The following is a 25,975-nucleotide window of genomic DNA, read 5'->3' as shown; positions in this document are numbered from 1 at the left end:
CGGGTTACGGGTGACTGTCTAATTTTTAACCAGATAGTAAAAAAGGCGTGATATTATCAATGCCTACGGCTGACAGGCTGCTATCCGCAAGGTAGAGTGCAGGCTTGCAACAGGAAAGGACGTTATGCAACCAATTCGCACCCTAGACGAGTTCTTTCAGCGCAGCGGGGCCAGCGTGTCGTTTTATCATATGGGTCGCCGTGTAACGGCGTGCTCAGATAACGCGCTGCGCCAGTTAGAAAACGCGCAGAGCCCTTGGCCCGCCCCTTGGCAAAGCCAAGCGCGCGTGGCCATTGTGTTTCGGCTTGGGGATATGCCGGAGCCGGCGATCTGGTTCCTGGCCCTGCCGCTGGACGAGGAAGGCCATCTGGTGCCCGCCCAGCGCGATGCGTTTTTAAACCGGTTGATCGAAACCCTTGGCCGCAATGTCTCGCAGCTAGGCCAAGAACGAGCCCCTGAGGTTGATAACCTGATGAAGGACAACCCGCTCGCTTTTACGCCGAGCGCTCATTTTCAGGCGATGCTCAATGCCCGTGCAACCTATGACCTTAAGCTGCCTGCGAGCCAACATTTTGAACCCGTCGTCGCCTACCTACGCGACCCAGAGACGCTAGACTGGCAGCAGTTGGGGTTACAGGGCATCGCCGACGTGGTTATCCGTATGGATAACGACATTGCTGAACGGCTGGCCACCCAATTGGCTTATTTACCCACAGAGGTTGCTCAGGCATTTTGTCTCTGTCTGGAGCATCAGGCACTCACCAGCGGTTTGGTCGCCGCATTGCGTCGAAGGGGCGAACAGGCCATCATCGCAGGTGACCTTGAAATGCTATGCGCCTGCGTGCGCGCAGTAGGTGCTACCGTCACTCACGAGGCAGGTAATTGGTATACCCAGTTACTTCGCGATGAGACGACCAGTGGTCCCGACGTGCTGGCCGCGATGGCAGGGCGAGGCTGGCCACATCTGGAAGACGGCGAACGGTTGCCGCTTTTTCTGTCGCGTCTGGCGGATGACGAGCGTACCGATTTTATTGCCGTGGTGAGAGACTTGGCGCTAATTCCCCGGCTACGCTTACCAATACTGATGGCCCTGCGTGACGCGCCCGACGGCTCAACGATCCACGCCCGCGTGGCCGACCTTTCGGCTCGAAGCGGCCAACCCTTGGGTTGATTATTGATGATGCAATGGAACGTCCGATTAACGTGAAGGGCACGATCGTTAATTATCGGCTTCCTAAGGAGTGGTTTTGAAAGAACTCCCATACCTGGCCAAAGCGGTAATTGGCCGCCGTGAAATGGTTTATTTGCCTGACTTGGCGCTTCATCTATGCTGCAAAGCAGACACCGGTGCGCGTACCTCAGCACTTCATGCTGAGGAGATTGAGGCGCATGAAGATGAGCATGGGCAGCTATGGGTCAGTTTTACCACCCATAGTGGCGGGCCTGACACCCCCGCTCACCGATTGAAGGTGCATTTACATGATCGTCGCCGGGTGACCAGCTCGAACGGGCACGCTGAGTGGCGTTATATTATCCGTACCCCCATGCGCATGGGCGAGCTTAATTTTCCGGTTGAGTTAAGCCTGACCGACCGCAGTAATATGCGCCACCCCATGCTGCTAGGACGCCGCGCGATGCGGCGTTTACTGGTGGCGCCGGGCGCTGCGTTTTTACACGGCGAACCCTAAGGTACCACGCTGTTTTTTCACCAATGTTTCCACTAACCCCTTCGACTAGGCCTGGAGTTTCGCATGCACATCGCTTTGCTTTCTCGTAATCGCAATCTCTACTCTACTCGCCGCCTAGTGGAAGCGGCTGAAGGTCGTGGACACACCGCGCGGGTAGTCGACACGCTGCGCTGCTATATGAGCATTGCCTCCCACCACCCGTCGATTCACTATAAGGGCGAAGAGATCGAGCCTTTCGACGCGGTTATTCCGCGTATTGGCTCATCCGTCACCTTTTATGGCTGTGCGGTACTTCGCCAATTTGAAATGATGGGCACCTACGTTATTAATGATAACGTCTCGATTACGCGTTCGCGGGATAAACTGCGCTCCCTGCAACTGCTGTCGCGTAAAGGGCTGGGCCTACCGATTACCGGCTTTGCTCACTCCCCCGACGATATTCCCGATCTCATCACCATGGTGAAAGGTGCACCGCTGGTTATCAAGCTGCTGGAAGGCACCCAAGGGATTGGCGTGGTATTAGCCGAAACCAACCAAGCGGCTGAATCGGTCATTCAGGCTTTTATGGGCATGAAGGCCAACATCATGGTTCAGGAATACATTAAAGAAGCACGCGGCGCCGATATTCGTTGTTTCGTGATCGGCGATAAAGTGGTCGCCTCCATGAAGCGTCAGGCGGCCGATGGCGAGTTTCGCTCGAACCTACATCGCGGGGGAACGGCCAGCTTGATTCGGATCACACCGGAAGAACGCTCGACGGCCATCCGTGCGGCTAAGGCCATGGGGTTGCGGGTTGCCGGTGTTGATTTGCTGCGCTCTAACCATGGCCCAGTGATCATGGAGGTTAATTCCTCACCCGGCTTGCAGGGCATAGAGCGCGCTACAGGCAAAGACATTGCCAGCATGATTATTGAGCATATTGAAAAAAATGCCATGCCGGCGCGCAAGGCACCGCCTAAGCCTAAAGGTTAATCGGTCATCGTAAAAATAATTCGCCAGGGGGGTGGCAAATCCAACGCGCCCCCGCCACAATCTGCGTCACCGAAGGAGGTAGACGCTCATGTTTCTCGACAATCGCCAAGTGGCGATGGACAGCGCACTGGAAGCGCTCGCCGACAGTATTGATTATTTTCAGGACAATATCGAACGCCTGCGCCCTTCCCTGCGCGAGGCATTGAAGCCGCATTACACCGCACGCTTGGAAACCATGCATCAGCTACAAGAGCTGGCACGGACACATCTAAAGATGCTGCCCCGCGACGCCGACGTCGAGCGGGATGATTTTTTATGGCTGTGGAGTCGCTTAAAAAGCTTTGTCGGTAACGACAGCCAGGTGCTGATCAATGAGTTATTAGAGCAGGAACGTGTCTTAATGCAGGCTCTATCAACGCTCTTTACCCATCCATTACCGGCCCCCATTGAACCAGTTGTAGAAGAGTGCATGAAAGGCTGTCGTAAGCTTATCCGCGAGCTATACGAGCTACAAAAGCGCAAGACTCGCAGCTAATCAGTGCGGGCGGGCAAGCTTTGAATAGGTTCAGGTGGGCCTAAAAAGTAAGGCTCACGATCCCAGATATATAAATCACCGAGCGTTGCCACCCTAGCTGCCCACTCACGCATTAGCACGTGCCAGCCACCCGCTCCGTCGTGCTCTGCCGCGACGCAGCCAGTGACTTGCATGCCCAAAGCCTGGGCGATATATATCGCTCTGGGCAAATGCCAGTCCTGCGTAATCAATACCGCTTTGTCTAACTGAAAAACATCGCGCGCTCTCGACAGGGTGTCGTAGGTGCTGAAACCCGCAAAATCCATGGTCAACTGCTCGGGGGCAACGCCGCGGCGGGATAAGTCACGCCACATGGCGCGCGGTTCATTGTAGGCCTGAGTGCGGTTGTCGCCAGAAAGCAGCAGGTGTTGTACTTTTTGCTGGTCAACCAAGCGAGCGGCGGTGCGCATTCTTGCATGGAAGTGAGGATTTCGCATGCCGCTGCGCGTCCAGTGCGATGTACCAAACACCACCCCCACCTCGGCGGGTACACACTGGGAAAGCTGCTCATGGATGTAAGGGGCCGTTCGTCCCAACACCCACAGATTGCCACCCACAAATAGCAAAGTCGCCAGCAGCAGTAACGCTCCTAGCGACATTAACATGCGCGACACCCATTTGATCAGCGGTGTACGCATCTAGCGTACCGTCCCGCGGTTAAAACATACCCAGCTCAAGCTTCGCCTCTTCGCTCATCATGTCACGGCTCCAGGGCGGGCTGAAGACAATCTCGGTATGCACCTTGCTGATTTGCGGCGCGCCTAGAATCTTATTACGCGCATCGGCGGCGATAACATCGCCCATGCCGCAGCCGGGGGCGGTGAGCGTCATGCGAATGGTCACCATACGCTCTCCGCTGATCAGCCGCTCAATTCGGCAGCCGTAAACCAGCCCCAGATCGACAATATTGACCGGTATTTCCGGGTCGAAGCACGTCCGCAGCTGATCCCAGACGAACTGTTCGATTTCGTCTTCCGTAGCGTTCTCGTGCAGCGTCGGCCGAGGCAGCGGCGGGAGCCCTAACGCATCAAGGTTACTGCCCTCAATTAAAAACAACCGCCCTTCAAAGCCAACACTGACCGTACTGCCCTTCGCTTGCATGACGCTGACAACGCTGTCTTCCGCAAGCTGTTCAGTGCTGCCAAACGGAATTGCGATCGCCTCCACATCGCGTTGAAGCGGTAAGCTTTGCCCACGCTGCAGACTGGCTACTTGCTCGATATCCATAAGCTCCCTTAGCGCACCATACCGATGACGCGATTTAGCGCCGCCACAAACGTATCTACCTCTTCCAGAGTATTATACGCGGCAAACGACGCCCGGCACGTTGCCTCTACCCCAAAATGATGCAGGAGCGGCTGAGCACAGTGATGCCCCGTACGGATCGCCACGCCCAACTGGTCGATCAACAGTCCAATATCCTGAGCATGGACCCCGTCTACCACGAAAGACAGCACTCCCGCTTTGTTTGGCGCAGTGCCCAGGATACGCAGCCCTTCGACTTGGCTGACTGCCTGGGTGGCGTGATTAAGCAATACGCTTTCCCAGGCACTTATGGCCTCAACACCGACTCTTTCCATCCACTCAAGGGCGCGGCCTAAAGCGATCACTTCGGCAATCGCTGGTGTACCTGCCTCGAATTTGTGTGGAATAGCAGCAAAGGTAGTGCCAACGTCAAAGGAGACGGTATCGATCATCTCACCGCCGCCTTGCCAAGGTGGCATCGCCTCCAGCAGGGCTTTTTTTCCATACAGAACACCAACGCCGGTAGGCCCGTAGACCTTATGCCCCGAGAAGGCATAGAAATCAGCATCGATGTCCTGTACATCCACTGGTTGATGCGGCGCGGCCTGAGCACCATCGATGAGGATCAATGCGCCAGCCTGATGGGCCAGCGATGCCATCTCTTTAACGGGATTGATCGTGCCCAAAGCATTGGACACGTGGTTGACGGCAACCAGCTTGGTGCGCTCACTTAATAGCTCTTGGTAGGCGCCCATGTCCAGCGCACCGCGCTCGTCCACAGGGATAACCTTGATGGTAAATCCACGCTCGGCCGCCAACAGTTGCCAGGGGACGATGTTGGAGTGATGCTCTAACATCGAAATCAACACCTCATCCCCTGGATGCAACTGGGTACGCCCCCAGCTTTGCGCTACCAGATTAATCGCTTCGGTAGTCCCGCGCGTAAAGATAATCTGGCGTGCGTCTTCCGCGTTGAGAAACCCTTTAACTCGCTGACGCGTCCCCTCAAACGCAGCGGTGGCTTCATCTGCCAGGGTGTGCAAGCCACGGTGAATATTGGCGTTGTAGCGCGAATAATAATCGCTGAACACCTCAATTACGGACTGTGGCGTCTGGCTGGTCGCCGCGTTATCCAGGTAGATCAGCGGCTTGCCGTTAACTTCCCGGCCAAGCACCGGGAATTCCCGGCGCAGGGCGGCCACGTCATAGCGTGCGCTAACCTGCTCCAAGGGCGTCTCAATCACGGTATGGGGCATCGATAGCTCCTTGATTAGTCGTTGAGCGCAACCGCTGCTTCTACCAACCCGGCAAGGTTAAAGCGCTCTGGCAATTTACCGGCGACGGCAAGCTCTACGCGCTCGGCCACGGCATCCAGCGCTACCTGATCCAGCACTTCACCGGCAAACGCCAGCGTCAACAAACCGCGGGCCGTGGCCTCGTCGATGCCACGGGTACGTAGCGCATAAATCGCTTCTTCATCGAGCTGGCCGGTGGTCGTGCCATGCGAACATTTGACGTCGTCTGCATAGATCTCAAGCTCGGGCTTGGCATCGATGTGAGCGCGGTCGGAAAGCAGCAGGTTTTGGTTGCTTTGGAAGCCTTCTATCTTCTGGCTGTCGCGCTTCACATACACCTTGCCGTTAAACACGCCATGGGCACGGTCATCCAGAATGCCCTTGTAGTTCTCGTTGGAGAACGTCAGCGGCGCATTATGGTTAACCTTGGTGTGGTTATCCACGTGCTGACGGCCCTGACCAAAGAAAAGACCCAGGAAGTTGGTTTCTGCACCCTGGCCATTTAAATCACTGATCAGGTCGTTGCGCACCAGCGCCCCACCCAGGTTCAGGTTGTAGGAGCTATAACGAGTGTCGCGGTTTTGCTCCACGTGAATGCTGGCCACGTGCATATCGCCCAGCGGCGCTTCCTGAAGCTTGTAGTGGTTTAAAATAGCCCCACGATCCAGCATCAATTCAGCCACCACATTGGTGAAATTAGCCGCATCGGCTTCACCCGCGTAATGCTCAATCAGCGTTGCTTCGCTGCGACCGCCCGCTTCCACCAGGATGCGTGGGTGGCTCATGACCGGCGAACCCGCACGGGAAAGAAACTGCAGCAAGATGGGCTTTTCAACCACCGTGCCCGGTGCAATACGCACCACGGCACCTTCTTCCATAAACGCCGTATTGAGCGCCGCGAAGGCGGAAAAATCAACGCTGGTTAGGCGGCCAAGCGGACCACCAACAGCTTCATGGTTGTCATTAAGCGCTTTAGAGAGCGGCACAACCTGCACGCTATCGGGCAGGGCTTCCAGATCGGAAAGCGCGGCAGAAAACACGCCGTCGACAAAGGTTAGGCGATAGGCATCCAGGGGCAGCGTCAGCGCGGCTGCCTGGGCCTGGGAAAACTCAGCGCTTTCCGCCAAAGCAAAGTTACCCTGAGCAATGGCGCGCACATCGGTATATTTCCACTCTTCATCGCGGCGCGTAGGAAAGCCAATGGCCTCGAAGCGAGCCGCGCCTGCTTGACGGCGGGCGGCAATCCAGGTTGGCTCTGCTTCGCGCTGTTGGCTACGCGCTTTTAGCGTGTCCAAGAACGTTTGCGTATCGCTCATGCCGCAGACTCCTCAATGCCTTCGTAGCCATTGGCTTCCAGTTCTTTGGCAAGTTCCGCATCACCGGATTTAACAATGCGGCCATCGACCAGTACATGCACTTTATCCGGTACGATGTAATCCAGCAGGCGCTGATAGTGGGTAACTAGCAGAATCGCGCGATCTTGGGCGCGCAGGCTGTTGACCCCGTCGGCAACAACTTTCATGGCGTCGATATCGAGACCTGAGTCAATTTCATCGAGCATGGCGAGCTTGGGTTGAAGCACCAGCATTTGCAGAATTTCATTACGCTTTTTCTCACCGCCAGAAAAGCCTTCGTTAACTGCACGCTGAAGAAAGCTGGCGTCCATCTTCATCAAGCCAAGCTTCTCTTTTACCAGCTTCATGAACTCAGGCGCCGGCAGCTCCTCTTCACCCCGCGCAGCGCGCTGCGCGTTGAGCGCTGCTTTAAGTAGATAGATATTTTTCACCCCCGGGATTTCAACCGGGTACTGGAAACCCAGCAGCAGGCCTGCCTGGGCGCGCTCTTCAATTTCCATTTCCAGCACGTCCTGGCCTTTGAAGGTAATGCTGCCCTGAGTGACTTCGTAGCCATCTTTTCCGGCAATCACTGCTGACAACGTGGATTTACCCGCGCCGTTAGGACCCATCAGGGCATGCACTTCACCCTCGTTGATCGTCAGAGAAAGGCCTTTAAGAATTTCGTTGCCTTCGACGGTGACGTGTAAATCGTTGACTTCCAACATAGTAAAACCCTTCAAATGCTTGCGAGCCGCTTGCGCGACACTCATAAAAGTTATCTGGTGTTGTGCGGGAGCAATTAGCCCACCGCGCCTTCCAAGGTTACGTTCAGGAGCGCTTCAGCCTCGACCGCGAACTCCATTGGCAACTCCTGGAATACATCCTTACAGAAGCCATTGACGATCATGCTGACCGCGTCTTCCTCGGTGATACCCCGGCTCTGGCAGTAGAACAGTTGATCTTCACCAATTTTGGACGTGGTCGCCTCGTGCTCGATTTTGGCCGTGCTATTACCTATCTCCTGATACGGGAAGGTATGCGCGCCGCACTTGTCACCGATCAGCAGCGAGTCGCACTGGGTGAAATTGCGGGCACCCTTGGCGCGGGGGCCGATCTTCACCAAGCCGCGGTAAGACTGGTCGCTCCTGCCAGCGGAGATGCCTTTGGCCACGATATACGAGCGCGTGCCCTCACCGACGTGGATCATCTTGGTGCCGGTGTCGGCCTGCTGGCGACCGTTGGTAACGGCGACCGAGTAGAACTCGCCGATACTATCCTTGCCGCGCAGGATGCAGGACGGGTATTTCCAGGTAATCGCCGAGCCGGTTTCAACCTGGGTCCAACTGATCCGCGAACGCGCACCGCGGCACTCGCCACGCTTGGTCACGAAGTTGTAGATACCGCCCTTGCCGTCTTCATCGCCTGGGTACCAGTTCTGCACCGTGGAATACTTGATATAGGCATCATCAAGCGCCACAAGCTCAACCACCGCCGCGTGCAGTTGGTTCTCATCACGCATGGGCGCGGTGCAGCCTTCCAGGTAGGACACCTGGGCACGGCTCTCACAGATGATCAAGGTGCGCTCGAACTGACCGGTATTGGCGGCGTTGATCCGGAAGTAGGTCGAAAGCTCCATCGGGCAGGTCACGCCTTCCGGAACGAAGACAAACGACCCATCGGTAAACACCGCAGAGTTCAACGCCGCAAAATAGTTATCGTTCTGTGGCACCACGGTACCCAGGTACTGTTTGACCAGTTCCGGGTAGTCACGGATCGCTTCGGAGATCGAACAGAAAATAACGCCAGCCTCGCCGAGCTGCTTCTTGAAGGTGGTGGCCACCGACACCGAGTCGAAGACCGCGTCCACCGCAACCCCTGCCAGGGCGGCGCGCTCATGCAAGGGAATACCCAACTTTTCGTAGGTTTCAAGCAGCTTGGGGTCGACCTCATCAAGGCTCTGAGGACGGTCCTCAGGACGCTTGGGCGCACTGAAGTAGGAGATCGACTGGTAATCGATCGGCGGATAATCGAGATGCGCCCAGGACGGCTCTTTCATTTCCTGCCACTTGTGGAACGCCTCCAAACGCCACTCCAGCATCCACTCCGGCTCGCCTTTCTTTTTGGAAATAAAGGCAATGGTGTTTTCATCCAGGCCAGGTGGCAGGGTGTCGCTTTCAATATCTGTTACAAAGCCTTCTTTGTAATCGCGACGAACCAACTGTTCCATTTCTTCGCTTGCCATGGTCATTACCCTCCGGGCAGTTGGGTGGCGAGGTTAGCTCGCCGTCAATAAGAGATAAGTGCCTGTATCGGTCATGCTGGTTATGCAGTCACTGCCGATAGACTTATACTTTGAATAGGTAGCTGTACGGGTAGCTTGATCGGTGTGGTGTCGGCCAAATGTGCAAGCGTCACACTTTCAAGCAGCGTACGAATCGCGAGAGACACTCGCTGCCAGTTATCCGCCACGCCACAGGTAGCAACAAGCTCGCAGTCACCTTCCGCCTGGCTGCATTCGGTCATTGCCACAGGCCCTTCAATCGCTGAAATAATATCGGCCGCCGTGATGTGGGAGGCAGGCCGAGCAAGCCGGTAGCCTCCCTGGGCGCCACGTTGTGACTCAAGAAGTCCTGCTTTAACGAGCATTTTGAGCGTTTTGCTCACCGTGGGGTGAGGCAACTGAACCGCTTCGGCCAGATCAGCCGCCGCATGCGATGCTTGTGGCTGACGGGCAATTTGCGCCATCACCACAGCGGCGTAGTCTGTCAGCCGAGAAAGCTTAAGCATGTCGACTCCCATTAGCCGTTGCATTTGGCCTATCCGTTTAATTGGGGACCATTTTAGTCCTGTATAAAATTGATGTGAAGCCCTTAAGCAAAATCCTTATCAAATTGCGTTATTTCGTGGCACGTTCGCGGCCGATGACATCAAAAAAGCCAATCATTATCATTTGAGAAAACTATCAAGTTGCTGAGCACAAAAAACCCGCGAGAGGGTTCGCGGGTTTAAACAAGACAGCAATGGAGCCTACACGGACTGAATGAAATGCTCCAGTCGTGCGGGGGTATTAGTTGCGTTGGTAGGTGCCAACCAGGCGATTCATGCCTAGCAGGTGCGGCTCAACTTCGCGTAGCAGCTCTGCCAGCGTCAGCCCTTCGGGTAGGGCCGTTTGATGATCAAGCGCTAGCACCCAAAAATAGTAGTAATGATTGCCGTGGCCTTCCGGAGGCATGGGGCCACCATAACCTCGCTTACCGAAATCATTGGCGCCCGCAGTGCCTAGCGCGGTATTTTCGCTTAGCTCGTTGAGATCACCCGGCAGATTGTAAAGTACCCAGTGAACAAACCCGTAGGTGCCTTCTTTGACCAGCGGTGCATCAGGGTCGTGGCAAACAACGGCAAAGCCTTTGGTGCCTTCTGGAGCACCCTGCCATGCAAGCGCCGGCGATACGTCTTCATGCTCGGCAGCATGCCTATCGGGGATCGCCTGATGGTTGGCAAAGGCGCTACTGGTGACGAGCATTGAGGATAGGGCAAACGCCATATTTTTCTCCTTAATCATCTAGTGAAGAGGTGTCAAAAGACTTGTAGAAAAGTGCCGCGCTGTCAATGTGGCCTGACAGTCAGGCGAGCGACGCGGTGAACTGAGTTATTGAGGAGGCCAGCGTCCTTCACGCTTCAAACGCTGCTTCACCCAGTGGTCGTAATAACGACGTAGTGCGTGCTTAACTCCCGGCAATCCGATTAGCCACGCGGCGGGGTACAATAACGGTATACGCTGCATGAGTAATCGATAGGCATCAATACCTTCAATAATACGACCATTGGCATGCTCGATATGTAATGAGCGTAAAGCGGCTTCGGGGGATATCCCCTTTTCCCGCAGTTGCGCTTGGTGCTCGGTCACATCACACCAAGCAATATCGTTTGCACGCTTGCCCGCCCAGCGCTCAAAACGCCGTCGATCTTTGCGACAGCCTGGGCAAATCGCATCGTAATACACGTTGATCATGGCGTTTGTCGGCATATAGGCTCTCTTGGCTAAGCTATTAGCTAGTGTGGCACGTCACTTATACGACGCAAACCTCAACCCCGCAGGCTATCTCTCATGAAACAGCTGCTCATCGTTGCTCATACGCCTTCGCCCAACACACAGACGCTTTGCGACGCGGCTTACCGTGGCGCGATGCATGTCGACCTTGAAAACGTGCGCTGCGTGGTCAAGACACCTTTTGAGGCCGGGCCAGACGATGTAATGGCCTGTGATGGCATTTTACTAGGCACCACAGAAAACCTGGGGTACATGAGCGGTGCACTCAAAGACTTTTTCGACCGCAGCTACTACGGCGTATTGGAGGAAAAACAGGGCCTGCCTTGCGCGCTTTATATTCGTGCCGGGCTCGACGGTACCGGCACGCGGCGAGCGGTTGAAAGCATTGTAACCGGGCTGCGCTGGCGGTGGGCCCAGGAGCCGCTTATTCTACAAGGAGATTGGCAGGATGATTTTGTAACGCAGGTGGAAGAGTTGAGCCTGTATTTAGCGCTTAGCCTGGAAAATGGCATTGTATAACGCCGCTAAGCCTGCCTTACTGTAAAAAAGCATGCGCCTGTCGTGTGAGGTAACACCTCATACCACTCGTGCACTTGCTATCAGCCAACGTATGTATTTCAGGTAGCTATTATGCACAACGTCATCGCATTTTATGATGATCGCGTTCTTGCCCACGAACCTAACATCGACGCCGATTTTTTACCTGATCGGATCGATAAGCGGATACGCCACCTACTCGACGGACTGCCCGTTCCGTGGAAATACCCGGAACATCCAGGGCGGCTAGGCGCTATTCAACAGCTGCTTCAAAAATCACCCATTGAAGGACTCATCATCGAGGGCGGAAAAGCCGCCACTCATGAACAGTTAGCCCGGGTACACACGACCTCCTATCTGAGCGACATTTTTAGCTTAAGGGGTAAAAATGCCTGGCTGGATGTGGATACCACAGCGGTCTCACCCGGCAGCGTCGATGCAGCGGAAGTCGCCGCCGGAACGGCGATTGCCGCCGTCGAAGCCGTCATGGAAAAACGCACCAAGAGCGCATTTGCCCTCATAAGGCCGCCTGGCCATCATGCTGAACCGGTTCGTGCACGAGGCTTCTGTTTATTTAACAATGTCGCCGTCGCAGCAGCCCATGCGCGCAGCGCATTAGGCTGCGAGAAAGTGTTGATCGTTGATTGGGATGCTCACCACGGCAACGGCACCCAGGATATTTTTTGGGCCGAACCCAATGTGATGTTTTTCGATATACACCGCGCCGCACCTTTTTATCCAGGCTCGGGACATCTGGAAGAAGTCGGTGCTGGGCTGGGTGAAGGCACCACCATCAATGTCCCGCTGCCCGCGGGTGCAGGCGACGAGGCATTCCTCAAGGCATTTCGCGACATCCTGGCACCGGCGGCCGAGTGGTTTCAGCCGGACATTATTCTCGTCTCCGCCGGATTTGACCCGCACTGGCACGATTTAGCGCTGAATGTTTCCTATGAAGGCTTTGGCGCGTTAACCGGCTTTTTACAACAACTTGCGGAACAGCACTGCGATGGCCGCTTGGTCTTCGTGCTAGAAGGCGGCTATAATCTGGAATCGCTGGCCAACGGCACGCGAGCTGTCCTTGCGGTATTGGCGGGCAACACGGTGCCGGTGCCCGATACCTGCGGTATTGCCGAAGTCCAAGCGGCGGCGGACTTCCACCGCACGGCTTTTCAAACAGAGTAAGGCCACGTCTCAAATAACGCTGCGGACATGAAAACGGCACCCCGAGAGGTGCCGTTTTTACTTTCTTACTTAAGCGATGCTTACTTCAAACGCTCAAACACCGTCGCAACCCCCTGCCCCATACCAATACACATGGTGGCAAGCCCCAGCGTGGTGTCGCGCTGCTGCATGACGTTAAGCAGCGTGGTACAGATACGCGACCCCGAGCAACCCAGCGGGTGGCCTAGCGCAATGGCGCCGCCGTGTAGGTTGACCTTCTCGTCCATGGCGTCCAGGAATCCGAGGTCTTTCAGCACGGGAATGCCCTGCGCAGCAAACGCCTCATTCAGTTCCACTGTCTGAATATCGGTCGCGGATAGACCAGCGGCTTTTAGGGCTTTTTTGGAAGCAGGCACCGGGCCATACCCCATAATCGACGCATCGCACCCGGCAACGCCGGTAGACAGCACTTTGGCGATGGGTTCAAGCCCTAATGCCTGGGCACGCTCATAGCTCATCACCGCCATCGCCGAGGCGCCTACCGACAGCGCAGAAGACGTGCCTGCAGTCACGGTACCGTTGCGCGGGTCAAACACCGGCTTAAGGTTAGCCATTGACTCCAAGCTGGCATCCGGACGAATCACTTCGTCGTTTTTAACCATGACTTTAAAGCCTTGCTGGTCGTGACCTTCAACGCCGATGATCTCGTTGTCAAAATAGCCTTTTTCCATCGCCGCCTGGGCACGCTGGTGCGAGCGCACGCCGAACTTGTCCTGATCCTCGCGGGAGACACCATGCATCTTGCCCAGCAGCTCTGCGGTCAAGCCCATCATCATGGCAGCTTTCGCGGCGTGCTTGCTGGCCGCGGGGTTAACATCAACACCGTGGGTCATCGGCACGTGTTCCATATGCTCGACGCCGCCGATGATGTAGAAATCACCCATACCGGCTTTGATATTGGCCGCTGCGATGTGCAGCGCGCTCATTGAAGAGCCGCACAAACGGTTAACGGTCTGTGCCGGTACCGAGCGAGGAATGCCGGTCATGATGGCGGCGTTGCGCGCAATGTTCATCGACTGCTCAAGCGTCTGGTTCACACAGCCCCAGATCACATCGTCGACTTCTGAGGCATCCAGGTTGGCATTGCGCTGAAACAATGCCTGCATGGCGGCCGCTGATAGATTTTCTGCCCGCACGTGACGAAACGCGCCGTTCTTGGCTTTTGCCATGGCGGTGCGTACGGCGTCGACCACCACGATATCTCTCGGATTAAAACTCATCATATTTCTCCTGTACGTGGTGACTTAGGCCTGGGCGCCAGCGGCATAGAAAGATTCATTGTTTTCAGCCATTTGACGCAGCTTGTCGGTAGGCGCGTACAGCGGCCCCAGCTCCTCGGCCAAGCCTTCGGCCAGCTTGACGAATTCGGCCACGCCCATGGCGTCGATGTAGCGCAGTGCGCCACCGCGGAACGGCGGGAACCCGATACCGTAAATCAGCGCCATGTCGGCTTCAGCGGGCGTCTCGACAATCCCGTCTTCCAGGCAGCGAACGGTCTCCAGGCACAACGGCACCATCATGCGGGCAATGATGTCCTCGTCGGAAAACTCCTTCTGCTCTTTGACGACGTCTTTGATCAATGCGTAAGCCTGATCGTCGCTGACTTTCTTGGGCTTACCCTTTTTATCTTCTTCGTAGGCGTAAAAGCCCTTGTCATTCTTCTGGCCGAGTCGCTCGTTGTCGTACATGACCTGGATGGCGGTCTTGCCATCCCGGGCCATACGATCAGGGAAGCCTTCGGCCATGACCTCATTGGCGTGAACCGCCGTATCCATGCCGACCACATCCAGCAGGTACGCAGGGCCCATCGGCCAGCCAAACTTCTCCATCACCTTGTCGACGTGCTGGAAGTCGGCGCCCTGCTCGACCAGGAAGCTAAAGCCACCGAAGTACGGGAACAGCACTCGGTTGACCAGGAACCCAGGGCAGTCGTTGACCACGATCGGCGTTTTGCCCATGGCCCGCGCGTAGGCGACCGTGGCAGCCACCGCGGCATCCGAGGTTTTCTCACCGCGGATCACTTCCACCAGCGGCATGCGGTGCACGGGGTTGAAGAAGTGCATACCGCAGAAGTTTTCCGGACGCTTGAGGTTCTGCGCCAGACGATTGATCGAAATCGTCGAGGTGTTGGATGTCAGAATGGTGTCTTCACTCACCAAACCTTCAACTTCGGTGAGTACGGCATCTTTGACCTTGGGATTTTCGACCACGGCCTCGACCACCAGGTCGACGTTGCCGAAGTCACCGTAAGACAGTGTAGGGCGGATATTGGTGAGCTTCTCAGCCATCTGTTCGGTGGTCAGCTTGTTACGCTCTACCTGCTTGGCAAATAGCTTACGCGCCTCCTTGAGCCCCAGCTCAATGGCATCGTCTTTGATATCTTTCATCAGGATGGGCGTGCCTTTGGAAGCACTCTGATAGGCGATACCGCCGCCCATAATGCCCGCACCCAGCACCGCGGTCTGGTTGACCGGCTGCGCCTGCTTTTCGTACTTGCTGCCTTTTTTCTTGACCACTTGGTCATTCAAGAAAAGACCGACAAGATTAAACGCTACGCTGCTGAGTGCCAGCTTGGCAAAGGCCTTCGCTTCGATTGCTTGAGCCCGGCTACGGGTCTCGCCCGCGCCCTTCTGAATCACTTTGATGGCTTCAACAGGCGCGGGGTAATGCGGCCCTGCCTTTCCCGCCACATAGCCCTTGGCGGTTTCAAACGCCATCATCTGCTCAATGGCGTTGAGCTTTAGCGGGCTTGTCTTTTCCTCACGCCGCGTTTGATAGTCAAGTTCACCGCTGTTGGCGCGATCAAGTATATCCAGAGCAGCGCTTTCAAGCAGTTCATGGGCGACGACGGCATCGACCGCCCCCATTTTGAGCGCAGCGTCGGCTCGGTTTTCCGTACCGCCGGCGATCCATTCGATCGCGTTGTCGGCGCCGATCAGCCGCGGCAGGCGCACGCAGCCGCCCCAGCCCGGCAGAATGCCCAGCTTGGTTTCCGGCAGGCCAATCTTGGCCTTTTCGCTCATCACGCGGAAATCGGTGGTCAGCAGCACTTCACAGCCGCCGCCCAGCGCCAAGCCGTTAATCGCCGCTACGGTGGGGAAAGGCAGGTCTTCGATGGCATTAAAAATATCGTGTACCTTGAGGTTCATTTCCACTAGGTACTCTTCACCTTTATCAAACAGGCTGTGAAATTCGGTAATGTCGGCACCGACGATAAAGGCCTCTTTGGCACTGCCAATCACTAACCCTTGCAAACCGCTTTCGGCTTGAAGTGCTTTTACCGCGTCTGCCAGCTCTGTTATTACGGCGCTGGACAGTTTATTGACGGACTCATCTTTCAAATCGAAAGTGAGCATTGCGATGTCATTGCCACCTTGGGTGTCACGACGCTCCACCGTGATGGCGTTGCCTTGATAGATCATCCGCGCTCTCTCCACAAGTTCGGGCTGGCCCATGACTGGGACACGCCACGCATTTCATACGGTCGTTTGATTGCGTAAGCTTGGTTGAGTTACCCAAGAACGTCAAGCCCTGACTTTCGGCTAATTATGTAAACTTCTTCGACCAGTGCTCCCCGCTATGCGTTCAGACTGTTAGGATCATGGCTCCTTGATCACCTGGGTTATTTTGTTATGGGCACGCTGCTCACACAGGCGCGCATCGCCAAGCTGCAATCGTTCGTTGAACGACTCGTCATTCGTTTAAAACCTTGGACTTGGCTATGGCCTCCCCTGGCGTTTTCGGCAGGCTTAGGTAGCTTCTTTCTCGTGGATCGGCAGCAATGGTTAGGCGCAGCGCTAGCGCTGGGACTGGTGTTTGCTTGGCTATTGCTACTCTCAGAAAGTTTAGTGGGCCGCTGGCTCGCTAACCGCGGATATCCAACGCTCCCCAAAGGGGTCGCCGCGTTTATTGCCCAAATGATCCACCAGGAAACGTTGTTTTTTACACTGCCATTTATTTTAATCACCACCGTTTGGAACAGTGGACAAAGCCTATTTGCCCTATTAGTGGTGGCGATGGCGGTGCTATCGATTATCGACCCCATCTACTTCAAGATTGCCGATCGCTGGCGCAGCCTCTACTTTCTGTTCCATGCGCTGTGCGTATTTTTGGTGGTGCTTGTCACGCTGCCTATCATGCTGCATCTAACCACTGGACAGAGCTTATTGTTGGCCATTGCGACGACAGTGGTCGTAGCATTACCAAGCTTTTGGCACTTGCTAAAGCAACATTCGTTTAGTGGCTGGTTCTCGTTACTAGCGATGATGTTGTTATTGGCGGGTTTGGCTTGGTTTGGTCGCGTTTGGGTGCCACCGGCCAGCTTGTGGATGACCGGTAGTGCGCTTTCACCCGCATTGAATATTCAACAGCGAGCGCCCAGCGGATCAAGCGCCTTAACCCCTCAGGCAATCAAAGAGGATGGCCTATATGCCTACACGGCCATTCGCGCGCCACGGGGCCTGAGTGAAACGATTTCTCATGTTTGGCATCACAATGGCGAGCCTTTGGACGTCGTCGACCTGGATATTAACGGAGGCCGGGAAGAGGGCTACCGCGCATGGAGTCACAAGCTGAACTTTCCCGACGATCCAAGCGGTCAATGGCGCGTGGATATTATGACGGATAGTGGCCAGCGGTTAGGCCTGATTCGCTTTACCGTTAGCGAAGACGCCGAGAAGGCAACAATAGCCGACAGTCAAATTCGCCCAGCAGGCTTAAGTCGGCTGAATCTTCAACGTTTTATTGCCGGTCGTGATCGCGACGCTGACCAAAACGACGAGGAATGATCATCGTGTCTTGCATTCAGCGCTCGAGATTATGACAATCCATCTATTCATTTTGACTGGTAACTAGCTGATCATGGCATCATCAATTGGTTTTCGCATTGCTCGCCTGCCTCATCTGTGGCGTTCGATATTGGACCGACGTTTAGCCCCCCTGGGGCTCACGCAAACGCGTTGGGTGACGCTTTATCATCTCTGGCGTCTGGGCGACGGCCAACCTCAGTGCGATCTAGCCCGTGCAATAGGCGTCGAAGCCCCTTCGCTGGTACGCACCCTTAGCCAACTGGAAGAACAAGGGCTGGTGGAGCGTCGCGCTTGTGATAGCGACCGCCGCAGTAAACGTATCTACCTGACGGCAGCCGCTATGCCATTGCTTGAGCAAATCGACAGTGTGGCCAAGGAAGCCCGAAAAGAAATGTTTGAGGGCCTTTCAGAGGCGGATTTAGACCAACTAGGCGAATGGCTAGAACGCATTGAAAAAAATGGCCTCGCCATTCAAGCACGGGATTTACAGGAGGCGGTTTCCTGACATGGGGTCATGAGGAAGTCGATCCGCCTGCCCTGACAGTTGATCGCGCAATTGATTAAAATCATTCAGATAGGTATCAAAGCGCGTCGCATTCTGCGATTCCCACCACCAAAGAGTCAGTGAATTAGGCGTCGACTCAAGCACCAACGCATCCAGCGGCAAACGTTCTAACAGCGCCTTAAGTGGCGCTTCAGCGTTGGTCGGAATAGGCCTTAGCGGCGCGATGCGCCAACGCCAGCCAGCATAATAGGGTTCGAGTTCCTGGCTGGCATGCTGGTCGCGGACAAGCACAAAATCAGGCCCAGGCTGCTGCTGGGGATAGAGCCAACGATAAGCGGGCATGGTGCCTCTAAACGCATGAAGCGGCGGTTTTTCCTCTTTTATCGTTACCCCTTTACGACTGGCATGCAGGCGCATTGCCATGGTTCTTTTTTGCCGTGAGCTTGGCTTAAGCCACATAACCGGCGCCAACACAAACAGCATAATAAAGACAATAATTAACCATTCCATTTCTACATTTCCTTCAAACTAAGCCACACTTGAATCCAGAGCGCATAAAAACCATGACCTAGGTCGTTGTTAAGATAAGGCACGCCACTTAAAGTAGAGGGCATTAGACAGAGAATACTGCTTGTTACTCACTGAGGAGATACGCCATGAGCTATCACCATATTTTGGTTGCCGTCGACTTGACCAAGGATTCTCATAAAATTTTGGAGCGCGCCGTTGCAATTGCTGAACGCAATGACCGTGCCAAAATTTCCATTATGCATACGCTTGAACCGCTCGGTTTCGCCTACGGCGGCGATATACCGATGGATTTGACCAGCATTCAGGACCAGCTGGATGATCACGCCAAGAAACGTCTAGCCGACATCGCGGCTCCCCACGTTGCTGAGGCAGATCAACACGTGGTGGTGGGCATGCCGGATACAGAAATCCACCGCTTTGCCGAGGAGCATGGAGTCGACTTGATTGTCGTAGGCTCTCACGGGCGTCATGGGTTTGCCTTGCTGTTAGGCTCTACCTCGACCGGTGTACTGCACGGCGCGCAGTGCGACGTGCTGGCGGTTCGCGTAGGCAAGAAAGGCGAAAAAAGCGACGAATAATTCCCGATGACATTGAAGGTGCCAGTAACGCCGGCACCTTCAATATGACGCTTACTCACCGCTGGCCATGGCTTCAAGCGCCATCCAACGCTCCATGGCCACTTCCAAAGCCTCCTGTGCCTGCTCTAACGCTTGCAGCTTGGCCGTCACAGCACTGGCTTCCTGCTGATAGAACGCCGGATCGGCAGCTTCCTGCTCCAGTGCCTCGACGTCGCTTTCCAGTTGCTCTATCTCAGCGGGTAGCGCATCCAGCTCACGCTGCAGCTTATAGGATAATTTTACCGGCTTATTTGCCGAGGCCACCGAGGTGGAGCTTTGCTTTTCTTTAGGTGCATCTGAAGTTGGCTCAGTATTTTGCCTAGCAGCTCCTTCCCAGGGCGCTGGTGGCAGCTTTCCTCCCTGACGAATCCAGTCGGTATAGCCGCCCACGTATTCGCGCACCACGCCCTCACCTTCAAACGCCAGCATACTGGTGACCACGTTATCCATGAACGTCCGGTCGTGAGATACCAGCAGCAGCGTGCCCTCAAAGTTGAGCAGTAGCTCTTCAAGCAGCTCCAGAGTTTCCATGTCCAAATCATTGGTTGGCTCGTCAAGCACCAGCACATTGGCCGGCTGGGTAAAGAGTTTAGCCAACAACAGTCGATTGGACTCCCCGCCCGAAAGCGCTTTCACGGGCTGGCGTACGCGGTCAGGTGTAAACAGAAAATCTTGTAGATAACTCATCACGTGACGATCTTTGCCGCCCACGCTGACGCGGTCACTCCCCTGCGCCACGTTATCGTATACGGTTTTTTCTAACTCAAGCCCCGCGCGTAGCTGGTCAAAGTAAGCCACCTTCAAGTTGGTGCCCAGTTGGACAGTGCCTTCCGTGGGCTCAATCTCACCAAGCAATATCTTGAGTAGCGTTGTTTTGCCTGCGCCGTTACGCCCCAGGAAGCCGATCCGGTCGCCACGCATCACCTCAAGGTTCAAGTCACGGATAATGGTGTCATTGCCGAATCGCTGGGTCACACCTTTAAGCTTGACGACGCGCTTGCCAGTACGTTCGCCGCTGTCCACCGCCAGATTAGCGGTGCCCTGACGTTCGCGGCGCTGACTGCGCTCATTACGCATGGCCTCAAGCGCCCTGACCCGGCCTTCGTTACGCGTCCGGCGCGCTTTGATGCCCTGCCGAATCCAGACTTCTTCCTGCGCCAGCTTTTTATCGAACTCGGCGTTTTCCCGGGCTTCCACCTCCAGCTCATGTTGTTTACGCGCCTGGTAGTCAATGTAATTGCCGGGATAGCGACCCAGCTTGCCCCGGTCCAATTCCAAGATATTAGTGGCCAGCTTAGAGAGGAATGCCCGGTCGTGGGTAATCAATAACACCGCACCGTTAAACGCCAGCAGCTGTTCCTCAAGCCAGGCGATCGTATCCAGGTCCAGGTGGTTGGTCGGCTCATCAAGAAGCAACAGGTCGGGCTCAGCGACCAGCGCACGGGCCAACGCCACGCGACGGCGCCAACCACCGGAGAGCGCGCTCATTTCGGCTTCAGGAGGCAGCCCTAGCCGGGTAAGTACAACGTCGATCCGATGATGGAATGACCAGCCATCAATCGCTTCCAGGCGAGTTTGTAAGGTCGCCATGCGGTTCATGTTCGGATCGGGATCGTTAATCAAATGATGATATTCGGAAAGTAGCTCCCCGGCCTCGGGCAACCCTTGCGCTACCATGTCAAAAATTGTCATCCCTGAGGAGTCGGGTAGCTCCTGGGCTAACACGCCAATCTTTAAACCCGGCGCGCGCCAGATTGAACCGTCGTCTGCCTGGATTTCACCGGCGACCAATTTCAGCAAAGTGGACTTACCGGTGCCATTGCGCCCGACTAACGCCAGCCGCTCGCCTCTCTCAACCGTGAGGTCGGCGCGGTCGAGCAATACCTGGGTGCCGTAGGCAAGTTGCAGCTGTTCGAGTCGTAACAGGGCCACGCAGTGTCCTCCTTCTTGATGAGGCGCACAGTGTAACGCATGCGCGTACTCGGCGGGCAACGTTCATTATTCACTCTTGAAAGGAGTCGCCAATGATGGCCCGCACCGTCTTGCTGCATGAGTGCCAGGGACAGATTGACTTTGAGCATGATTTATTGAAATCAAACTGACTAGCAGCGCTCGATAAGCAGGGCGATTCCCTGCCCACCACCGATGCACAGCGTGATCAATCCATAGCCACCGTTGACGCGTTCTAATTCATGTAGCGCTTTAAGAATTAGTATCGCCCCGGTGGCCCCAACTGGATGCCCCAAGGCCACCGCACCGCCGTTAGGATTGAGTTTTTCTAGCGGAAAGCCAAGAGAAGCCGCGACAACCATGGCTTGGGCCGCAAAGGCTTCATTTGATTCAATCACATCGATGTCGTTGATGCTAAGCCCCGCCTGTTGCAAACAGCGTTTAACGGCAGGAATAGGCCCCAATCCCATCAGCGACGGTTCAACCCCTGCCGTGGTGGCGACGCGAAGCCGCGCCCGGGGAGATAAACCACGCTGCTTGGCCTCATCAGCATGCGCCAGCACTAACGTCGCCGCCCCGTCGTTAATGCCCGACGCATTACCTGCCGTCACTACACCGTCTTTTTGAAACGCGGGCTTAAGCCGAGTCAAGTCGCTAAGCTGGACGCCATCGCGTACGTGTTCATCCCGCGAGACGATATTGGTTTGCTTACCCTGACGGACCTCGACAGGCACAATCTGTGCCTCAAAACGCCCCTCGGCAATTGCCCGGGCCGCCTTTTGGTGGCTTCCCAAGGCGAATTGATCGAGCTGCTCACGGGTTAAGCCATACTGCTTTGCGATGTTCTCCGCGGTGCAGCCCATATGGCCGCTGCCAAACGGATCGCTGAGGATCCCCAGCGTAAGGTCATCAACGCTCATGTCGCCCATGCGCATGCCATTACGCGCTTGAGGCGGCAGCAGGTAAGCTCCCCGGGACATGGATTCCGCCCCACCCGCTAAGGCTAAGCGGCTATCACCCAACACGATCTGTTGGGCCGCCGACAGCACGGCCTGCACGCCTGAACCACACAACCGATTGACGTTAAACGCCCCTGCTTCGTTAGGAACACCGGATTCCAGGGCGATGTGCCGCGCCAAATACGCATCCTGCGGGCCCGTCGTAATAATGTGGCCATAGACCGAGTGATCAATATTCCCCCCGTTAACACCCGCGCGCCGCAAGGCTTCTCTAGCGGTAATCGCACCTAGCTCAAACGGTGCCAGTGTGGAGAGCGACCCACCAAAACCACCGATTGGGGTACGCGCCCCACCTACAATCACCACGTTATCCAATCGCATGCTTATCTCCTGTTGTCGATCACCATTTCTCATCCCACACAATTAGTCGATATCTACGCAGACCGTTACAATACCGCTTTACGATTTTGGAAGGGAGTGACCTTTGGCTAGCGCTTACGTGGACGAGTTTTTACCCGAGGCCTTACAGTTTCGCCCAAACGTGCCGTTGGTCGACATCGGCGCGAACTTGACGCACGACAGCTTTGGCCGCGACCTTGAAGCGGTTATTCAGCGGGCTCAGGCAGCGCAGGTGTCAACGATGATCGTCACCGGCACCGACATTGCGCACGCTGAGCAAGCAATTTTGCTCGCACAGCGCTACCCAGGCCTCTACGCCACCGCCGGGATACACCCTCATGATGCGCGTCAGTGGAACGACAATGTGGCAGGCAAGCTGGCCACGCTGCATGCAAGGCCAGAGGTCGTCGCCGTAGGCGAGTGTGGTTTGGATTTTAATCGTAACTTCTCGACACCCCAGGAACAGGAAAAGGCCTTTGAAGCCCAGCTCCTCCTGGCGTCGGAAAGCGGTTTACCACTATTTATTCATGAGCGCGACGCCGGGCAACGAATGCGCGAAATACTGAATGCATGGCGGGACGATATCAGCCAGGCGGTCGTGCATTGTTTTACCGCTGATCGGGATACGCTATTTGGTTATCTCGATCTAGACTTGCATATAGGCTTGACGGGTTGGATCTGTGACGAACGGCGTGGGCATCATTTACGCCCGCTGGTCAGTGAAATTCCGCTTGACCGCCTGTTGGTAGAAACCGACTGCCCTTATCTGCTACCGCGTAACCTACCGGCAAAGTTAAAAGGACGGCGCCACGAACCCGCCCTGCTACCTTGGATAGTGAGAGAGATTGCCGAGTGCCGTGGCATCAGCGAAGCTGATATGGGGGCTGCAACCACACAGACCGCCCAACGATTTTTCCGTCTTCCCACGGAAACTGTAAAGGAGTAGTAGCGTGGCCGATTATCCAGGGTTTATTGCCATTGAGACAGGCGAAGATGATGGCCTACCCCTAGCCATTGCCTGGTCGCTAACCGATGGGCGTGTTAAACAAACATTGATTCAGCCCGACGATAGCTGGATCAAAGAAGATACCAATGCGATGGGTGCCTACAGTATCGAAGAACTGGAGAGCTTGGGGGTTAGCCCGCTCGAGGTGATCCGAGAGCTTGAGAACGACCACTTCTCCGCTACGCTGTATACCAGTGATAACGGCGATGATGAAGCGGCATTGGCGCGCCTCTTTGACACCTATGGGCTGGACCCTTTTGTCGAGCTAGCCCCGGCATCGGTTCTCTATCCCTCTATCACGCCTAGTGAATGGCATCGCCAACGTCGAGAAACGTTTGGTGAATTAGGGTTAGAGCCAATGCGCCCCGAGCATGAATTGGAAGTCATGCTGTCTTTGCATCAACGTCTGTCAGAAGACGCGTAGGTTTTATCATTGGTCAGCTTTAGCAACAAATCGTCTACATTTGCTTATCAAAAAAAACCTCTGCTAATTAACAAGGTAGCTTGTGTTTGAGCACAGTTTTGAGGGCACGGTTTTAACGACATAGCCATGCTGACACAGGAGGTGACAAATGACGGATTATGTTGAGAAAGGCGATATCTATTTCTTTTATCGGCCCAAGGTAAATACGCAAAGGATCCAGAACCTTGATGATGTTCAGCGCCTTCACGTTGTGCTGGCGCCGGACGACAAAGCTACCGCTCGCCTGTTTCTGGTAGGTAAAAAGCGCATGCCCGAGATCATTAAGGGCAAGCCCAAATCCACCTCACGCGAGTGGATAATGAACGATATGACGGGTAAGCCGAAAGAGATCGGCGAGGCACTCGCTCCCCTCGAGTACGAAACCAAGACTGAAGGCGAACAGGAGCAGGGCGAAGCTATTCCCGCCGGAGAGGGTCGCTATGCACTCTTCATGCGGGACAGCAACTCTCGCCTAGCGTATCGGCTTTCTAATCCGAAAAGCCCAGGAAAAGCACAGTCAACGCTAGGGATTCTTGCCGAGGCAAGCTATATCATATCGGTACGCAACCCCTCCCTTGATGTACCCGGTTTTCCCGATGCCAAGCCGGATTACCCTAAGCGACTGGAGGAGAAGTTTGCCGACAAACGCTGGATAGAGATCGATGATAGCAAGCTGCTCGACTACGAGAACGCCCAGCTTCTACTTATCGGTGCGCATGACGACCTAAGCGAAGAGCAATGCTCCATTTCTGGCAAGCCGGCCCTATTTAAAACGCTAGGCTTGAAAGAACGCGAGTGGCCTACCGAAGCCTTAAAGGATGGAAAGCTCACAGAGCCTGAGATGCAGCCAGAGGCCAAGGAGCCGGCAAGCGATCGCAGCAAGGGCGGTGTGCGCGGCGGTAAGGCGGCCTCGGGCACAGCATCAGCGGCTGGCATCGCCAAGGCACTCAAGGGGGTCGATTTTCCCTGCCGCAAAGCCGACTTGATAAAGCAAACCAAGGCCAACCATGCAGCGGATGAAATTATCGACGTAGTAAACGACTTACCCAGCCGAAAGTACGAGACGATGGCGGATATTCAAAAAGCGCTCGGGGAGATACGCTGATGACACAGTTCAATTTGCGATATATGCGGGTGCTGAGTTCGAAGCGCTAGTCCCGGCCATGCAGTCTAAAGACAGCATGTCGCTCGCTTTTCAGGTCTTACTATAAACACAACCTCTCAACATAGTTGTTTGCGTTTCAACTTTTCAAGCCCTTGAGCGAGTGCAACCTCACGCGCTAGCCCCTGTTGATAGTACGCGCGTAAGACATGACGAAAGGCGTTGGCCCGCAGAGGCAAGCCTTCACGTTCGTAGCGTTTTGCCCGGGCCATCACTCGCTTTTGAAAGGCATCACGATCAACTGCCGCATCGCCGCCGAGGTTATCAACGCTGACATGAAATTCACGCCCACACGCCTCAGCAAACAGTGACTCTAATGCTTGCGGGGCTATCTCTGACTGTTCAAACGCTCGCTGCTGTTCGGCATTCCGACCATCAGGCAAGTACCAGTAACCATAGTCTTCTTGTCGCCGCCGTTCCGCGCCTGCGATACACCAATGGCTAATTTCGTGTAAAGCACTGGCGAAAAAGCCATGAGCAAAAATAATTTGATGATAAGGCGTTTGATCATCGGCAGGGCGATACAACGGCTCATCACCACCTCTCACTAAGCGGGTTTGATAACGTTCGAAAAAAACGCCGTCGAATAATGCCGTCACCTCTTCGAGCGTCCATTGCGGTTGCCTGTTACTCACATTAGCCTCATCAACATCAT

The 25,975-nt window shown here is 55.3% G+C and carries 27 protein-coding genes; 12 read left to right on the top strand and 15 right to left on the bottom strand.

The genetic code is table 11. The features are described 5' to 3' along the window. The first annotated feature begins 124 nt into the window (after positions 1–124). From CPH17_RS00810 to CPH17_RS00795, 4 genes are all read left to right on the top strand, one after another. Positions 125–1,171, top strand: a complete 1,047-nt coding sequence (locus CPH17_RS00810) for a DUF3549 family protein (RefSeq protein WP_074395985.1) — start codon at positions 125–127, stop codon at positions 1,169–1,171. A 76-nt stretch (positions 1,172–1,247) separates the two neighbouring features. Then, the gene (locus tag CPH17_RS00805; protein ID WP_074395984.1) at positions 1,248–1,688 is read left to right on the top strand and encodes an ATP-dependent zinc protease family protein; all 441 of its coding nucleotides are present in this window, start codon (positions 1,248–1,250) and stop codon (positions 1,686–1,688) included. Positions 1,689–1,751: 63 nt separating this feature from the next. Then, complete coding sequence (gene rimK, locus CPH17_RS00800; RefSeq protein WP_074395983.1) at positions 1,752–2,660, top strand: 30S ribosomal protein S6--L-glutamate ligase; 909 nt, start codon at positions 1,752–1,754, stop codon at positions 2,658–2,660. Positions 2,661–2,748: 88 nt separating this feature from the next. Further along, positions 2,749–3,195 (top strand): hypothetical protein, encoded by a 447-nt coding sequence (locus CPH17_RS00795; protein WP_074395982.1) that lies wholly within the window; start codon positions 2,749–2,751, stop codon positions 3,193–3,195. On the opposite strand, the gene CPH17_RS00790 is transcribed toward CPH17_RS00795, so the two are convergent. The 9 genes from CPH17_RS00790 to CPH17_RS00750 all read right to left on the bottom strand — a co-directional run bounded on the left by CPH17_RS00790 (position 3,192) and on the right by CPH17_RS00750 (position 11,138). After that, positions 3,192–3,872 (bottom strand): SanA/YdcF family protein, encoded by a 681-nt coding sequence (locus CPH17_RS00790; RefSeq protein WP_074395981.1) that lies wholly within the window; start codon positions 3,870–3,872, stop codon positions 3,192–3,194. The two genes, CPH17_RS00795 and CPH17_RS00790, sit on opposite strands and share 4 nt — an antisense overlap. Before the next feature lie 19 nt (positions 3,873–3,891). Then, a complete protein-coding gene (gene sufT / locus CPH17_RS00785; protein WP_074395980.1) occupies positions 3,892–4,461 on the bottom strand; it encodes a putative Fe-S cluster assembly protein SufT in 570 nt (189 codons plus the stop codon). 8 nt (positions 4,462–4,469) lie between these two features. Continuing rightward, positions 4,470–5,735: an aminotransferase class V-fold PLP-dependent enzyme gene (locus CPH17_RS00780; protein ID WP_074395979.1), complete on the bottom strand. Its 1,266-nt coding sequence runs from the start codon at positions 5,733–5,735 to the stop codon at positions 4,470–4,472. A gap of 14 nt (positions 5,736–5,749) precedes the next feature. After that, positions 5,750–7,090, bottom strand: coding sequence for a Fe-S cluster assembly protein SufD (sufD, locus tag CPH17_RS00775; RefSeq protein WP_074395978.1), 1,341 nt, complete (start codon positions 7,088–7,090; stop codon positions 5,750–5,752). After that, a complete protein-coding gene (gene sufC, locus CPH17_RS00770) occupies positions 7,087–7,836 on the bottom strand; it encodes a Fe-S cluster assembly ATPase SufC (protein ID WP_096297843.1) in 750 nt (249 codons plus the stop codon). The genes sufD and sufC overlap by 4 nt, the downstream gene beginning before the upstream one ends. Positions 7,837–7,910: 74 nt before the next feature. Then, positions 7,911–9,353: a Fe-S cluster assembly protein SufB gene (gene sufB / locus CPH17_RS00765; RefSeq protein ID WP_096300868.1), complete on the bottom strand. Its 1,443-nt coding sequence runs from the start codon at positions 9,351–9,353 to the stop codon at positions 7,911–7,913. An 80-nt stretch (positions 9,354–9,433) separates the two neighbouring features. Next, on the bottom strand, positions 9,434–9,898 hold the full coding sequence (locus CPH17_RS00760; protein ID WP_074395976.1) for an SUF system Fe-S cluster assembly regulator: 465 nt from the start codon (positions 9,896–9,898) through the stop codon (positions 9,434–9,436). A gap of 280 nt (positions 9,899–10,178) precedes the next feature. Next, complete coding sequence (locus tag CPH17_RS00755; RefSeq protein ID WP_096297841.1) at positions 10,179–10,655, bottom strand: YbhB/YbcL family Raf kinase inhibitor-like protein; 477 nt, start codon at positions 10,653–10,655, stop codon at positions 10,179–10,181. Between the two features lie 105 nt (positions 10,656–10,760). Next, positions 10,761–11,138: a thiol-disulfide oxidoreductase DCC family protein gene (locus CPH17_RS00750; protein WP_074395974.1), complete on the bottom strand. Its 378-nt coding sequence runs from the start codon at positions 11,136–11,138 to the stop codon at positions 10,761–10,763. Between the two features lie 81 nt (positions 11,139–11,219). Here CPH17_RS00750 and CPH17_RS00745 point away from each other — a divergent pair, with 81 nt between their 5' ends. Then, a complete protein-coding gene (locus CPH17_RS00745; RefSeq protein ID WP_096297839.1) occupies positions 11,220–11,681 on the top strand; it encodes a flavodoxin family protein in 462 nt (153 codons plus the stop codon). 111 nt (positions 11,682–11,792) lie between these two features. Continuing rightward, entirely contained in the window at positions 11,793–12,881 is a 1,089-nt protein-coding gene (locus CPH17_RS00740) for a histone deacetylase family protein (RefSeq protein ID WP_096297836.1), read from the top strand. Between the two features lie 80 nt (positions 12,882–12,961). On the opposite strand, the gene fadA is transcribed toward CPH17_RS00740, so the two are convergent. Further along, on the bottom strand, positions 12,962–14,140 hold the full coding sequence (gene fadA / locus CPH17_RS00735) for an acetyl-CoA C-acyltransferase FadA (RefSeq protein ID WP_096297834.1): 1,179 nt from the start codon (positions 14,138–14,140) through the stop codon (positions 12,962–12,964). 24 nt (positions 14,141–14,164) lie between these two features. Continuing rightward, on the bottom strand, positions 14,165–16,342 hold the full coding sequence (fadB, locus tag CPH17_RS00730; RefSeq protein ID WP_096297832.1) for a fatty acid oxidation complex subunit alpha FadB: 2,178 nt from the start codon (positions 16,340–16,342) through the stop codon (positions 14,165–14,167). A 210-nt stretch (positions 16,343–16,552) separates the two neighbouring features. Between fadB and CPH17_RS00725 the strand changes: the two genes are divergently transcribed. Together CPH17_RS00725 and slyA are read left to right on the top strand one after the other, a co-directional pair. Further along, the gene (locus tag CPH17_RS00725; protein WP_096297830.1) at positions 16,553–17,707 is read left to right on the top strand and encodes a DUF5924 family protein; all 1,155 of its coding nucleotides are present in this window, start codon (positions 16,553–16,555) and stop codon (positions 17,705–17,707) included. Between the two features lie 73 nt (positions 17,708–17,780). Beyond that, entirely contained in the window at positions 17,781–18,233 is a 453-nt protein-coding gene (gene slyA / locus CPH17_RS00720) for a transcriptional regulator SlyA (RefSeq protein ID WP_074395968.1), read from the top strand. Here slyA and CPH17_RS00715 read toward each other — a convergent pair. Next, positions 18,213–18,743, bottom strand: coding sequence for a preprotein translocase subunit YajC (locus CPH17_RS00715; protein ID WP_096297828.1), 531 nt, complete (start codon positions 18,741–18,743; stop codon positions 18,213–18,215). The two genes, slyA and CPH17_RS00715, sit on opposite strands and share 21 nt — an antisense overlap. Before the next feature lie 146 nt (positions 18,744–18,889). Here CPH17_RS00715 and CPH17_RS00710 point away from each other — a divergent pair, with 146 nt between their 5' ends. Then, on the top strand, positions 18,890–19,342 hold the full coding sequence (locus CPH17_RS00710; protein WP_074395966.1) for a universal stress protein: 453 nt from the start codon (positions 18,890–18,892) through the stop codon (positions 19,340–19,342). A gap of 51 nt (positions 19,343–19,393) precedes the next feature. Here CPH17_RS00710 and CPH17_RS00705 read toward each other — a convergent pair whose 3' ends face one another. Next, entirely contained in the window at positions 19,394–21,313 is a 1,920-nt protein-coding gene (locus CPH17_RS00705; RefSeq protein ID WP_096297825.1) for an ATP-binding cassette domain-containing protein, read from the bottom strand. A gap of 170 nt (positions 21,314–21,483) precedes the next feature. Then, positions 21,484–22,671, bottom strand: a complete 1,188-nt coding sequence (gene bktB, locus CPH17_RS00700; protein WP_096297823.1) for a beta-ketothiolase BktB — start codon at positions 22,669–22,671, stop codon at positions 21,484–21,486. Between the two features lie 103 nt (positions 22,672–22,774). Between bktB and CPH17_RS00695 the strand changes: the two genes are divergently transcribed. The 3 genes from CPH17_RS00695 to CPH17_RS00685 all read left to right on the top strand — a co-directional run bounded on the left by CPH17_RS00695 (position 22,775) and on the right by CPH17_RS00685 (position 25,263). Further along, positions 22,775–23,635: a TatD family hydrolase gene (locus CPH17_RS00695; RefSeq protein ID WP_096297821.1), complete on the top strand. Its 861-nt coding sequence runs from the start codon at positions 22,775–22,777 to the stop codon at positions 23,633–23,635. A 4-nt stretch (positions 23,636–23,639) separates the two neighbouring features. After that, entirely contained in the window at positions 23,640–24,119 is a 480-nt protein-coding gene (locus CPH17_RS00690) for a hypothetical protein (RefSeq protein ID WP_074395962.1), read from the top strand. A gap of 148 nt (positions 24,120–24,267) precedes the next feature. After that, on the top strand, positions 24,268–25,263 hold the full coding sequence (locus CPH17_RS00685) for a DUF2795 domain-containing protein (RefSeq protein ID WP_082934212.1): 996 nt from the start codon (positions 24,268–24,270) through the stop codon (positions 25,261–25,263). Between the two features lie 116 nt (positions 25,264–25,379). On the opposite strand, the gene CPH17_RS00680 is transcribed toward CPH17_RS00685, so the two are convergent. Beyond that, positions 25,380–25,955, bottom strand: coding sequence for an elongation factor P hydroxylase (locus tag CPH17_RS00680; protein ID WP_074395961.1), 576 nt, complete (start codon positions 25,953–25,955; stop codon positions 25,380–25,382). Positions 25,956–25,975 lie beyond the last annotated feature (20 nt).

It is taken from the genome of Halomonas sp. hl-4 (assembly GCF_900215475.1).
In the GTDB taxonomy this organism is placed as follows: Bacteria; Pseudomonadota; Gammaproteobacteria; order Pseudomonadales; family Halomonadaceae; genus Vreelandella.
This window is presented reverse-complemented; position numbering and strand designations above follow the sequence as displayed.